Below are 13,000 nucleotides of genomic sequence, written 5' to 3'. Positions count from 1 at the left end.
CGAGCGACAACTCATCCGGTTAGCAGCAGAAGTCGCTCTGAGGCGGGCACAACGTACATCCCTTGGCGGAGAGACTCACGTGACAGATGTGACTAAGGCCGGCCCTAAGGCACATCGCGGCGGGCCAGCTTCGACGGCTTCGCCGTGCGCCAGTCCTCCACATCGGGCGGCAGCCCGACCGGATACCTGTTCTCATTGCGCGCCGCCCAATGCGCGTGCCCCAGCTCGTGAACATGGAACGCGTGCCGTAGGGCCTCGGTGAATCCCATCGCGTCGGACGCGGCGTTGACGGAGTCCTTGATCAGCAGCGCCGCCATCGTGGGCCGCTCGGCAATGCGCCGGGCGAACTCCAACGTCTTGTCCTCGAGCTCATCAACCGGAAAGACCTTGGACACCATGCCGAGCCGGTATGCCTCGTCGGCGTCCAGCGAATCACCGGTCAGCAGTAGCTCTTTGGCTTTGCGCGGACCGAATTCCCAAGGGTGAGCGTAGTATTCGACGCCGGGCATCCCCATCCGGACACCGACCACGTCGCTGAACTTCGCATTGTCGGCGGCGACAATCAGATCGCACGCCCAGATCAGCATCAAACCCGCGGAGATCGCGTTGCCCTGGACTTGGGCAATGGTGATTTTCCGCAGATCGCGCCAGCGGCAGGTGTTCTGGAAGAAAAAGTGCCATTCCTGCAGAAAGGTTTTCTCCGCGATCGGTTCGCGGGTGGCGCCGTAACCCCGGAAGGTCGGGTGCTGTCCGGGTCCGGGCGCCCGCTCCGCCAACGCCAACTCTGAGCCCAGGTCGTGGCCGGCGGAGAAGTTCTTACCGCGTGCGGCCAGAATCACCACCCGAACGTCGTCGTCGGCCTCGGCGCGACAAAACGCCTCGTCGAGTTGAACCAGCAGGCCGCGGCTCTGGGCGTTGTGCGCCTCGGGCCGATTGAGCCAGATCCGGGCGATGCGGCCCTCGTCGAGCGTTTCGTAAGCCACCAGCTCGGCAGACTCGCCGTTGACAGCGCTGGTGCCCGCATCGTTGGAGACTGCCATTCGCCACCTCATTCGCCGCCGTTAGACGCTTACACATTACGGCCAGCGCGTAACGCGCGTGTCAGCGGGTTGAGCATGTCGCATACAGTTATGTCATGCCCGCTAAATCTGATCCTCGTGACATTGACGATGTGGAGCCGCTGACGGACAGCACCGCAAGGCAGGCCAGACGTGTCGTAGCCGCCTACGCAAACGACGCCGATGAATGCCGCGTTTTCCTGTCGATGCTCGGTATTGGACCGGCGAAAATCGAGACCTAAATGCCCTCCGGGGACTCCGACTTTGTGGTGGTCGCCAATCGACTGCCGATCGACATGGAGCGACTGCCGGACGGCAGTACCACCTGGAAACGCAGTCCCGGCGGCCTGGTCACCGCGCTCGAGCCGCTGCTGCGCCGTCGGCGCGGGGCCTGGGTCGGCTGGCCGGGGATCGTTGACGGCGACGAGGAGCCGATCGAGGCCGAGGACCTTCGTCTGCACCCGGTAAGGCTCTCCGCCGACGACGTCGCCTCCTATTACGAGGGATTCTCCAACGCCACCCTGTGGCCGCTGTATCACGACGTCATCGTCAAACCGATCTATCACCGGGAATGGTGGGAGCGCTACGTCGACGTCAACCACCGGTTCGCCAAAGCCACCTCACGCGCCGCCGCTAAGGGGGCCACCGTCTGGGTGCAGGATTACCAGCTGCAGCTGGTGCCCAAGATGCTGCGCGAGCTGCGGCCCGATCTGACCATCGGGTTCTTTCTACACATCCCGTTTCCGCCGGTCGAGCTGTTCATGCAGCTGCCCTGGCGCACCGAGATCATCGAAGGTCTGCTGGGCGCCGACCTGGTGGGCTTCCATCTGGCTGGCGGCGCTCAGAATTTCCTGTTTCTGTCACGACGGTTGGTTGGCGCGAACACCTCCCGCGGGGCTGTCGGCGTGCGGTCGCGGTTCGGTGAGGTCGAGCTGGAGTCTCGCACCGTCCGGGTGGGCGCATTCCCCATTTCCATCGACTCCGCCGACCTCGACCACAAGGGACGTGACCGCAATATCCGCCGGCGGGCCCGCGAGATCCGGTCGGAACTCGGCAATCCCCGCAAGATCCTGCTCGGCGTCGACCGACTCGACTACACCAAGGGCATCGACGTCCGGCTGAAGGCGTTCACCGAGCTGCTCGCCGAGGGCCGGGCCAAACGCGACGACACCGTGCTGGTCCAGCTGGCGACCCCGAGCCGCGAACGCGTGGAGAGTTACCAGATCCTGCGCAGCGACATCGAACGCCAGGTCGGCCACATCAACGGCGAATACGGCGAAGTCGGCCATGCGGTGGTGCACTACATCCACCGCCCGGTTCCGCGCGACGAGCTCATCGCGTTCTTCGTCGCCGCCGACGTCATGCTGGTCACCCCGCTGCGGGACGGTATGAACCTGGTTGCCAAGGAGTACGTCGCCTGCCGCAGCGACCTGGGCGGCGCGCTGGTGTTGAGCGAATTCACCGGCGCCGCAGCCGAACTGCACCAGGCGTATTTGGTCAACCCGCACGACACCGAGCGGGTCAAGGACGCAATCGAGGCGGCGCTCAACCAGCCCGCTGAGGAGGGGCGGCGGCGGATGCGCGCGCTGCGACGCCAGGTGCTTGCCCATGACGTCGACCGCTGGGCCCGGTCGTTCCTCGATGCGCTGGCCGAGGCGCATCCGGAGAACACCTGAACCGGTGGTGTCGCCGCACACGCGCTGCGATAATCGCCCGGTGATCATCTCCCGCGCCCTGATCGCCGCTGCCGCCTTGGCTCTTGTCGCGGTGGGATCCGCGAGCCCGGCCAAGGCGCTGGGCCCCCCGCCAGACGGCATGTACAGCTTCAACGAAGCGGGGGTACCGACTACGACGTGGAAGATCTCGGCGCTGTGCGACGCGCCCTCCCGCCAGCGGGCTATTCCCGACTTCACCGACCCGGTCATCTGGGCAGACCTGTGCGCTCTGAACGTCGTGAGCACCACGCCGCGGGTGATCAGCCGTCAGGAAAAGCTGTCGAACTACAGCGGCAGGGCCCGGCTGACCAGCGACCTGTGGACCTTCCAGGTCTCCAAGTCTGATGGCGTGATGTGCCCGGACGGCAGCACCGCGGCGTCGACCGAAACCTACGCGTTCGATGACGTCACGCTCGCCGGTACGCACACCAGCATCCACGGTCCCGTCTGCGGCATGCAGCCGGCGATGACCAAGACACCGTTCTCGCTGGCGTTCCAGTCGCCGCTACCATCCCCGGTCGAGCGTTATCCGTTGAACTGCAACGAGATCGGGCAGTGCCGCTGAACGATCAGATCAGATCGGCGTGATGTAGTTGATCAGCCATTTGCCGTCGACGCGCTGATAGTCGACACGCAGCCGGCTGCCGTCGTAGACCGGTTGGCGCGATTTGTCGGTCACCGTGCGATTCATGTAGACCATCACCGATGCCGAATTGCGTTTGGCTTCCATGACTCCCACGCCGACGACGCTGGCCTGCACGACCACCTCCCGCTTTTTCGCCTCCGGGATGATCTGCGCGGTGGCGCTCTTCTCGAACTCCTGCCGATAGCGCGGCGTCAGCAGCGGATAGGCATCTGACAGGCTGCGCTCGACGGTCTGGTAGTCGTAGCCGAACACTTGGGGGATCTTGTCCTTGGCCAGTTTTGGCAGCGCCGCCCGCGCCGCCTGCTCGCCGACGGTCTCGACCCGATCCCAGTAGAACCAGCCCCCGGCCGCGGCCAACCCGACGAAGGCGGTGGTCAGCAGGCCGACGACGGCGGCAATCAACCACCGCATCAGTTGCCTCCCTCCGGATACTTCAGGTCATAGCCGGTCATCCGGCCGTTGTCGTCCTCGTGCACGATGACGCGCATCCGGTAGGGCATCGACGGCTTGTTGACGCCGTCGATGTCGGTCACCGTGACCCGCACCGACACCAGCACCGAAGCATTGTCGGTGACGCTGTCGATGCCCTCCAGCGCGGCGCCGTTGATGACGGCTTCGGAAGTCGCATTCGTGTCGCGGAACAGCGCCTTGATGTTTTCGACGTTGTTGTTCGAACTGAGCATGCCCCGCAGCGGCCCGCTGGTGCCGTCGTAGAAGCGGCCGACGCTCTGATCGATGGTGTCCGGCGTGTAACTGAACATATTGACCACGGTCTGGGTGGCGGTGTCGACGAAACGCTGGTCGCGAGCCTGCGCGGCATCGGCGTGCCGCTGCTGCAACCACAGCGCGACCACCCCCGCGGCCAGCACGGCAATCCCCACCACCGCGACCGCCAGGCTGATCCATCCCACCAAGCGGGTGTTCGCGGGCCGTCGCGGCGGCGGACCGAGCGGCGCGCTTCGCCGCTTGACCGGCTCGGCCGGTGCCTCGACACGAACCGTGCTGGTGGTTGCTTCCGCACCCGTCGGCCCCGCGGCGCGCGAAGCCCGCCGGCGCGCGCGTCGCGTCGTCGGCTCGGGGCTTGTTGGTCGCCGACCCGCTGCGCCCGGCTCCGCCGCGCTTGCGATCGGCTCCGTCTCCGTCACAACTGCCTCGGATCGCGCATCAGGTCCACCCAGTTCTCGGCGCTCGATGATCTGCCGGGCGCGAAGATACCAGTGCCACCTGCCGGGTCCTGGAAAGTCCCGGTGCTCTGGTCGTACGTGGTGTAGGCCGCACCGCTGGCCTGCGGCACCGGCCCGGGCGGGGGTCCCCACGGTTTCTCCGGCGGCGGGAATGGCGGCGGCGGGTTGAGGCCTACCGGCGGTGGGGGCGCCGGCACCGCCTTCGGGAACGGAATCATGGGCGGCTGCGGCGGGTACGGCGCCGGCGGTATCCACGCCTGCCGGCCATCGGTCCCGCCGGTGTTGGGTGGCGGCGGCGTCGGGAACGGCTGATTCGGGGCCGGGCCGGGCCCTGGCACCACACCCGGTGGGGGCGGCCCCACGATCGGTGCGCCCGGATCCGGGTCGCTGCCCGGCGGGATAAACGGATACTTGTTGGGCGGCAAGATGTTCAGCCCGTTCGTCACCGGGGTGCCGTACGGGATCGGCGGTCCGCGCCATGGGTTGGTGCCGATCGGCACGTAGCCCCGCGGGTCGCGGCAGAGCGCCACGGTGGGTGCCCGCTTGCCGGGGAACTCCTGGCAGGGGTAGTTGCGTGCACCGCGCACGGTGGTGGGGTCGTTCTGAGCCACCTTGCAGTACATGTCGGTGGGGATTTCCCGCACGGTCTCGTCGGCCGGGGTCCTGATCAACGGCGGCGGAATGAATCCGGTGTTGCAGGGCGGCGGGTCGATGTCGATCTTGAAATCCAGTTTGGCGCCCTCGTCTTGGGGTTCACCGCCGGCGGCAGTGGTGATCGCCGCGAACAGCGCCGGCAACACGACCAGCAGCTGCTCGATCGACTTGTGGTAGATGACGCCGACCCGGCCCAGGTTGGCCAGGCTGGCCGCCAGCATCGGGAACGACGGGCGGATACCGGTAAAGGCCGTGTTGGCCTCGTCGGCCGCGGGCGGGACCACAGCCAGCAGCGCGCGTAGCTGCGGGTCGGCCTGCCGCACCTCGGAGGTGAACCGGGCCAGCCCGTCGGCCAGTGACCTGATGTCGTCACCGGAGCGGATCTGGGCTTGCAGGAACGGTCCCACCTGATCGATCAACTGCGAGGTCTGCGGAAAGGCGGCGTTGGCCTCGTCCACCAGCAACCGAGACGATTCGATCAGGCGAGCAAGCTGCGGGCCAGTTCCGTTGAACGCGATGAACGTCTCGTGCAGCAGCTCCCGAAGCCGGGTGTCGGCGACGCTGTTGACGAGCGTCTCGGACTGGCGCAGCAGAGTCGCGATGTCTTCGCCGATCGCGGTGTTGTGCTGGTCGATGCGAGATCCGTTGTGCAGCTTGGTCGCTGCAGGGTGGTCGGGCGGCACCAAGTCGATGTACTGCTCGCCGATTGCGGACACGCTCTTCACAGTGGCGGTGACGTTCGACGGGACGGCGGTGCCACTGTTCAGCCGCATGACGGCGTCGACGCCGTGCGGGTTCAGACCCAGCGACTCCACCCGGCCGACGGCAACGCCGCGGTAGGTGACGTTGGCGTTCTTGTACAGGCCGCCGCCGGCGACGAAGTCCGCGGTCACTCTGTAGGTGCCGATGCCCAGCGCGGCCGGCAGCCGCAGGTAGAAGATCGCCATCAAGGTAAGCGTGATCACGGTGACCACCCCGAAGATGGCCAGCTGGGCTTTGGTCAGGCGGTCCAGCATCAGTGCTGCCCTCCCGGCGGAATCTTGAACGGGTCAGCGGCCTGCCCAGACAAGTTGGCCATCTCGCCGATCAGGAAGTCCGGCGGAGTGATGACGTCGTGCATGTGCAGCATGTTCGGGTCCAGCGGCCACGACGTGGTGAAGAACGTCTCGCCGAGCCGGCGCACAGTGAGGTCGAAGGTGGTGAACACGTTGAGGTAGTCACCGCGCACCGCCTGCTTGATGCCGAAGTTCGGGAAGGGGAACGTCAGCAACAGCTGCAGCGATGTGACGAAGTTCTTGCGGTTGTCGGCCAACGCCTTGGTGGCCGAGTAGAGGCTTTTGAGGTCCTCGGCGAAATCCACTTTGGTTTCCGCCAGCACATGCGACGCGACCGTCGCCACCTTCTTCAGCGCGGCGAAAGCCTGAATGATGTTGTCGCGGTTCTTGTTGAGCGCCAGCAGTGCATCCGGCAGCGAATCCAGTGCTCGCCCGAGGCTGTCCTTGTTGTGCGCCAGGATCGTCGAGAACCGGTCCAACCCGTCGAGAGCGGCGATGATGTCGTTGACTTGCTTGTTCAAGCCTGCAGTCAGGTCGGCGAGCCGTGGGACCAGGTTGGTGAACTGGCTTCCGCGGCCCGCGACAGCTTTATATGTCTCGTCGGTGACCTCTTGCAGCGCACCGAGATTGCCTTTGTTGACCACTACACCGAGCGCCGAAAGAACCTCTTCGGTGGTGGGATAACGGCTGGTGTGCGACTCCTGGATGGTCGAACCGTCGGAAAGCCTGCCCACCGGCGGCTGCTTCGTCGGGCCGGCCAGCTCGACATGCTGGGAGCCCAGCAGCGAGGTCTGTGCCACCCTGGCCGTCGAATTCGCCGGCAATACCACCTTGCGGTCCAGCGCCAACTTGACTGCGGCATAGAAGCTTCCGTCCGGGCGCTGCTTCGCCTGGATTCCGGACACGCTGCCGACGGTGACGTCGTCGATCATCACCGGGGAGTTCTGCGGAAGCGTTGCCACGTCGGCCAAGTCGACCGTGATCGAGTAGGCGCCGCGCCCGTGACCGGCGGTGCCGGGCAACGCGAGGGAGTTCAGCCCGCCGAACTGACAGCCGGCGAGCAGCATCCCACCGGCCGCGATAGCACTGGCGCGCAACGTGATTCGGTTCACCTGCCGGCCCCCTGCTCTGCCGGTAGCGGCGCGCCGGGCCCGTGCGCGGCCGGCGGCGGACCGGGCCGCGGACCGAACGGCACCGACGCCGGCGCGGGTGCGCCGGGCCCGGGAGCGTTGGTCGGGGCGGGCGGGACCAACAACGCCTGCAGATCCGCCGGGTTGGGCGGATGAACGCCGGGTGCCGGTATCCAGGTCAGCTCGGGAATCGGTGTCTGCGCCTTGGCCTGGGTGGCCGGGGTGTCATAGATGATCTGGCCCTTGTAGGCGGTGATCGAGTTGATCGGGTGGAACATGATCGGCGGGTAGTTCGCCGTCAGTCGACGCAGCGGCGGGCCCAACCGCTCCCGGCAGATCTCGGCACGCTTGAAGTAGTCCGGCGCGGACAGTCCCGCGGCGGTTTCGAAGGAGCCGCCGCAGATGAACTGCACCGGGTTGGAGAACTCCGGGATCGACAAAAGGCCGTTCAGCGTGCCCTGCGCGGGGTCGTAGATGTTGTAGAAGTTGGCGATCCCCGGCCCCGCGACGTGCAGCACCTGCTCGATGTCCTCGCTTTGGTCGCTCAACACCTTGGTCAAGTCGTTGAGTTTGTTGACCGTTCCGATCAGCGTCGAGTTGTTCTCGTGCAGAAAGCCTTTGACGTCCGTGAGCGCCTGGTTGAGCGTTGCCAACGTTTGGTCGAGATGAGTTGAGCTGTCGGCGAGCACCTGTGACACCGAGGCCACGTGTCCGGAGAACGTGACGATCTGTTCGTTACTTTTCGACAACGCGTTGACCAGCACCTGCAGGTTCTTGACTGTGCCGAAGACATCGGTGCGCGAATCCCCCAGCCTGCCAGCGGCTTGTGAGAGTTCGCGCAGTGCGGCGTGGAATGAGTCGCCGTTGCCGTCGAAGGTGTCGGCGGCCTGATTGATCAGCTTGCCCAGCGGCCCCTGCTTCTGTCCGATCGCCGGACTCAGCTGCTTGGCCAGGTCGTTCAGCGCCGACTTGACTTCGTCCCATTCCACCGGGACCGCCGTGTGCGACAAGTCGATGCTCGCCCCGTCGGGCATAACCGGCCCGCTGGTGTAGGCGGGTGCGAGCTGGATGAACCGCGCCGCAACCAGGTTGGGCGACATGATGACCGCCCGGGCACCCTGGGGAATCTTGACGCCCCGGTCAACCGACATGGTGATTTTCACGTCTTCTGCGCGGGGTTCGATCGAGTCGATCTTGCCCACCGGTACCCCGACAACGCGGACCTCGTCTCCCGGATAGAGCCCGACAGCGGAGGTGAAGTAACCGGTGATCTTGTTGCCGGTCCGCGAAGGCCACACCAAATAGGCGCCCGCTGCAATAAATAAGGCAAGCACGACGACCAGCGCCAGCCGCAGGCCGCGGTGACGCTCCTCGATGGCGGAGAACAGCGTCATGGCGACTGCGGCCTTATCCGCCACCGCTCCTGGATTAGCCCGCGCAAGTAGTCCGCGAAGCTGTCCGGCAGCTTGCCTGGCTGGAAGACGGCGTCGAACATCGTCGCGATCAACGGTCCCGGCAACACGCTGAACACGTTGACGTTGAAACCGGGACCGGAGCCCACCACCTCGCCGAGCGTGGTCGCATAGGGCGGCAGCCGCTTCAGTGCCTCGCTGATGTAGTCGCGCCGCTCGTTGAGGTTGTCCAGCACCAGGTTGAGCTTGGAGAGGGCCGGACCGAATTCCTTGCGGTTGTCGGCGACGAAGCCGGAGAGCTGTTGGGAAACGTCGTCGATGCCGGCGATCAGCTCGCCCAGCGCGGCGCGACGCGCATCGAGCGCGGCGAACAACTGGTTACCGTCGAGGATCAGCTTGTTCACCTGGTCGGCCCGCTCGGCCAGCACCGCGGTCACCGACTTGGCATGTGCCAGAAGGCTTTCCAGCGCCTCGTCACGACGGTTGAGCGTGCGCGACAGCGATGTCACCCCGTCCAGCGCGCCGCGCAGCTGAGGCGTGGCGTCGTGCAGCGCGTCGGTGAGGACCTGCAGCGACTTCTCGAACTCGGGCTTGTCCAAATGGCCCGCGTTACGGCCGAGGTCCTCCAGCGCGGAGTTGAGAGCATACGGTGTGGTGGTCCGGTTCAACGGGATGGTGGTCGCCGTGCCGCTGCCGGCCGGGGTCACCGCGATCGAACGCTCACCCAGGATGGTGTCCGTGCGGATCGAAGCCAGTGACTGATTGCCGACCGCGACGTGGCGGTCCACCGTGAACGACACTTTGGCGGCGTCACCGGCCAGCGCCACCGACTTCACCTGTCCGACTTTGATACCCGACACATAGACGTCGTTGCCGGGGCTGATGCCGCCGGCGTCGGTGAAAAACGCCGTGTACGGCCTGCCCTGCGGCCAGAACGGCAATCCGGTGTAGCCGAAGGCCACCAACACGATCAGGACCACCAGGGTCACGCCGAAGATGCCGGTTCGCAGCGGGTCTCGCTCGCTACGTTGTCTGCGGTCTGCGCTATTTGACAAAAGCGCACCTCCCCTTGCTGGGATCCGGCTGGCCGCCCATTGGGATCAGGATGTCGCTGCCGGCCGGTCCGTTGATCTTGATCGTCACCGAGCAGAAGTAGATGTTGAAGTACGCCCCGTAGGCACCGAGCGCTGACAGCCGCAGGTAGTCCTCACCCAGCTGCTCGATGTCGTTGTTCACCTCGGCTTTCCGGTCGTCTAGCTCGGTAGCGATCGGCCGGATGTTCTCGATGTTGCCCTGCAGCGGCCGACGCGAGCGCTTCAGCAGCTCGGTCAGATCCGAGCTGGTGGATGCGAGCGGCGGTATCGCGCCGGCGATCGCGTCACGGCCCTGCGCCAGCCCGGTGATCAGTTGCTGCAACCGGTCGATGCTGGCCGAGAACTGCGCGCCCTTCTGGTCGACAGTGGTCAGCACCGCGTTGAGGTTGTTGATCACATCACCGATCACCTGATCGCGGGCACCCAACGTTGAGCCGAACGCGTTCGCGTTGGCCAGCAGGTTGGACAGTGCGCCGCCTTGGCCCTGCAGCAGCTCGATCACGTAGCTGCTGATCGTGTTGACCTTGTCGGCGTCCAGACCCTTGAGCACGGGACGCAATCCGCCCAGCAGCGCGTCGAGGTCCAGTGCTGGCTGGGTGTGTTGCTGGTCGATGGTCCCGCCCGGTGGCAGCTTGCGCAATTCGCCGGGCCCCGAGGTGATTTCGAGGAACCGGTCACCAACCAGGTTGTCGTAGCGGATCACCGCCCGCGTCGAGGAGTACAACGTGTAGCGCTTGTCGACTCCGAAGGTCACGACCACCCTGTTGTTCGGGGTGAGCTTGACGTCTTTGACCGAACCGACCGGCACCCCGGAGATGCGAACCTTCTGGCCCGACTTCAACCGCGTGGCGTCGATGAAGTCGGCGTGGTACGTGTACTCCGGGCCGAACCGGAACTCACCGAAGATCACCACCAGGCCGACGGCCACCAGGAGCATGGTCACGGTGAAGATACCGACCTTGATCATCATCGAACGGTGTGACTCGTAGGCGGCCATCAGAAGTCGTCCCGTTCTGCGAAGCTGCCGTGGAACAGGAACTGCAGTGTCGACGGCGCATCCACTTGCATCTCAGTGAACGGCTCGTAGGGGATGTAGGCGTTGTCGGTGACCAGGAACGGCGAGCGGAACCAGGACCCGCCGGTCTGCTTGGTCGGGATATCAGGCAGGCCACGGCAATTCGGGCCGCCGGAGGCGTTGACAATCGGCAAACTCTCCGGATACGTGTACGACGGCGCGCCCAGGATGAAACTCGACGACGTGAACAGCCCCGCCTTGTTGACACCCAGCAGCGGCGCGAACTCTTCGATGCCCCGCTCGATGCCCGCGAAAAGGCAGCCGAATTCCGGCGAATAGTCGCCGGCGACCTTGAGCGGGGCGCGCAGCCGTTTGATGGCGTCGATCAAATTCTGCTCGGCCGGCGCCAGCGTGTCATAGGCGTTGTTGGACAAGCCGATCGTCGCCAAGAGGGTGTCATTCAGGTTGCCCTGCTGGTCCACGACGGTCCTGGCGATCGTCGGCGTGTTGTTGAACACGGTGACCAGGTCGGGCGCCGCGTCGGCGTAGATATTGGCCACAACTCCGGTCTTCTGGAAATCCTGTTGCAGCATCGGCAGCTTCGGATTCGTCTGCCGCGTAAGAGTATTCAGGCCGGACAGCAACGTGCCCAGGTCATCGCCGTGCCCGCGCAGTCCTTCGGCCAACGCGCTCAGCGTCCCGTTCAGCTCGATCGGGTCGATCTTGTGCAACAGCTCGATCAGGGACTGAAACAGCGTGTTGACTTCCAGCGAGACGGCCGAGGCCTGCACGTGGGCACCCGGACGCAGCGAGGTCGGCGACGGTGACTTGGGCGGAATGAACTCCACCGACTTGGCGCCGAAAATCGTGTTGCTGGCGATGTGCACCGCCGCATTGGCGGGAATGAAACGCATCTCGCCGCTGTAGATGGCGAGCGTCAGCTGCGCCTGATCGCCGGAGTAGCTGACGTTCTTGACCTTGCCGATCTGAATCCCGCGGTATTTGACCTTGCCGTCGCGCTCCATCACCAGCCCGGCGCGCGGCGCGGTGACGGTGACGGTGTCGGTCGACGTAAACGCCGCGTTGTAGGACAGGTAGGTCAGCACCCCGAACGCCACCAACAGACAGGCCAGCAGCGTGGCTGCCAGCCTGACATGTGTGCGTCGCGCATTGGTGCTCGCCATCGTCCCCCTTACCCGGAGAGATTGAAATTACCGGAGGCGCCGTAGACGGCCAGCGAGATTAACAAAGTGATGACGACGACGAGGATCAGCGACGTCCGCACCGCCTGGCCCACCGCCAGACCGACACCGACCGGGCCGCCAGAAGCGTTGTAGCCGTAGTACGTATGGATCAGCATCACCCCGATCGACATCACGATGGCTTGCAGGAACGACCACAACAGGTCGGTGGGAATAAGGAACGTGCTGAAGTAGTGGTCATACAGGCCCGCCGACTGCCCGTTGATGAACACCGTGGTGAACCGGGCGGCGAAAAACGAAGCCAGCACCGCCAGCGAATACAGCGGGACGATCGCGATCAGGCCCGCGATCAGCCTGGTGGATACCAGGTAAGACACCGAGTGCACGGCCATCGACTCGATTGCATCTATCTCTTCGGCGACCCGCATCGCGCCCAGCTGGGCGGTGGTGCCTGCGCCGATGGTGGCGGCCAGTGCGATACCCGCCACCACCGGTGCGACGATGCGGACGTTGAGAAATGCCGACAGGAATCCGGTCAGCGCCTCGATGCCGATATTGCCCAGCGACTCGTAGCCCTGAACCGCGATGACGCCGCCGGACGCCAGCGTCAGAAACGCTGCGACGCCGACGGTCCCGCCGATCAGCACCAGCGCGCCGGTGCCCAACGTCATCTCGGCGATCAGCCGGATCGTCTCTTTCCGATAGCGGCCGAACGCATTCGGGATGTAGCGCATCGATTCGCCGTAGAACAGGGCCTGCTCGCCGAAGGTGTCCACCGGCCCGGCGAACCGGGAGAAGAAGCGGCGAAAGCGCAGCGTGGCGTCGTAGCTCATTT

At 65.3% G+C, this 13,000-nt stretch carries 13 protein-coding genes; 3 read left to right on the top strand and 10 right to left on the bottom strand.

All coding sequences use genetic code 11. From position 1 onward, the window contains the following. Window positions 1-104: 104 nt before the first annotated feature. On the bottom strand, window positions 105-1,040 hold the full coding sequence (locus tag AWC06_RS15120; protein WP_085198807.1) for an enoyl-CoA hydratase: 936 nt from the start codon (window positions 1,038-1,040) through the stop codon (window positions 105-107). A gap of 95 nt (window positions 1,041-1,135) precedes the next feature. Here AWC06_RS15120 and AWC06_RS23310 point away from each other — a divergent pair, with 95 nt between their 5' ends. The 3 genes from AWC06_RS23310 to AWC06_RS15110 are packed head-to-tail and all read left to right on the top strand — an operon-like array spanning window position 1,136 to window position 3,338. After that, window positions 1,136-1,300 (top strand): hypothetical protein, encoded by a 165-nt coding sequence (locus tag AWC06_RS23310; RefSeq protein WP_169715360.1) that lies wholly within the window; start codon window positions 1,136-1,138, stop codon window positions 1,298-1,300. After that, the gene (locus AWC06_RS15115; protein ID WP_085198806.1) at window positions 1,301-2,734 is read left to right on the top strand and encodes an alpha,alpha-trehalose-phosphate synthase (UDP-forming); all 1,434 of its coding nucleotides are present in this window, start codon (window positions 1,301-1,303) and stop codon (window positions 2,732-2,734) included. 40 nt (window positions 2,735-2,774) lie between these two features. Then, window positions 2,775-3,338: a hypothetical protein gene (locus AWC06_RS15110; protein ID WP_085198805.1), complete on the top strand. Its 564-nt coding sequence runs from the start codon at window positions 2,775-2,777 to the stop codon at window positions 3,336-3,338. Between the two features lie 9 nt (window positions 3,339-3,347). On the opposite strand, the gene AWC06_RS15105 is transcribed toward AWC06_RS15110, so the two are convergent. Genes AWC06_RS15105 through AWC06_RS15065 form a run of 9 tightly spaced genes read right to left on the bottom strand, consistent with a single transcriptional unit; the run spans window position 3,348 to window position 12,998 of the window. Further along, entirely contained in the window at window positions 3,348-3,830 is a 483-nt protein-coding gene (locus AWC06_RS15105) for a mammalian cell entry protein (RefSeq protein ID WP_085198804.1), read from the bottom strand. Beyond that, entirely contained in the window at window positions 3,830-4,546 is a 717-nt protein-coding gene (locus tag AWC06_RS15100; RefSeq protein WP_085199027.1) for a mammalian cell entry protein, read from the bottom strand. Before AWC06_RS15100 ends, AWC06_RS15105 begins: the two co-directional genes overlap by 1 nt. A gap of 14 nt (window positions 4,547-4,560) precedes the next feature. Beyond that, complete coding sequence (locus AWC06_RS15095) at window positions 4,561-6,273, bottom strand: virulence factor Mce family protein (protein WP_085198803.1); 1,713 nt, start codon at window positions 6,271-6,273, stop codon at window positions 4,561-4,563. Further along, on the bottom strand, window positions 6,273-7,424 hold the full coding sequence (locus AWC06_RS15090; protein WP_085198802.1) for an MCE family protein: 1,152 nt from the start codon (window positions 7,422-7,424) through the stop codon (window positions 6,273-6,275). The genes AWC06_RS15095 and AWC06_RS15090 overlap by 1 nt, the downstream gene beginning before the upstream one ends. Beyond that, window positions 7,421-8,836: a virulence factor Mce family protein gene (locus AWC06_RS15085; RefSeq protein ID WP_085198801.1), complete on the bottom strand. Its 1,416-nt coding sequence runs from the start codon at window positions 8,834-8,836 to the stop codon at window positions 7,421-7,423. Before AWC06_RS15085 ends, AWC06_RS15090 begins: the two co-directional genes overlap by 4 nt. Beyond that, the gene (locus AWC06_RS15080; RefSeq protein WP_085198800.1) at window positions 8,833-9,909 is read right to left on the bottom strand and encodes an MCE family protein; all 1,077 of its coding nucleotides are present in this window, start codon (window positions 9,907-9,909) and stop codon (window positions 8,833-8,835) included. The genes AWC06_RS15085 and AWC06_RS15080 overlap by 4 nt, the downstream gene beginning before the upstream one ends. Beyond that, on the bottom strand, window positions 9,899-10,945 hold the full coding sequence (locus tag AWC06_RS15075) for an MCE family protein (protein ID WP_085198799.1): 1,047 nt from the start codon (window positions 10,943-10,945) through the stop codon (window positions 9,899-9,901). The genes AWC06_RS15080 and AWC06_RS15075 overlap by 11 nt, the downstream gene beginning before the upstream one ends. Further along, window positions 10,945-12,147 carry an MCE family protein gene (locus tag AWC06_RS15070; RefSeq protein ID WP_085198798.1) on the bottom strand — a complete coding sequence of 401 codons (1,203 nt, stop codon included), beginning with the start codon at window positions 12,145-12,147 and terminating at the stop codon, window positions 10,945-10,947. The genes AWC06_RS15075 and AWC06_RS15070 overlap by 1 nt, the downstream gene beginning before the upstream one ends. Window positions 12,148-12,155: 8 nt before the next feature. Beyond that, a complete protein-coding gene (locus AWC06_RS15065) occupies window positions 12,156-12,998 on the bottom strand; it encodes an MlaE family ABC transporter permease (RefSeq protein WP_085199026.1) in 843 nt (280 codons plus the stop codon). Window positions 12,999-13,000 lie beyond the last annotated feature (2 nt).

The sequence above is a fragment of the Mycobacterium fragae genome (assembly GCF_002102185.1).
Taxonomy (GTDB): Bacteria; Actinomycetota; Actinomycetes; order Mycobacteriales; family Mycobacteriaceae; genus Mycobacterium; species Mycobacterium fragae.
Note: the sequence above shows the minus strand (reverse complement) of the source record. Positions and strands in the feature narration are given on the sequence as shown.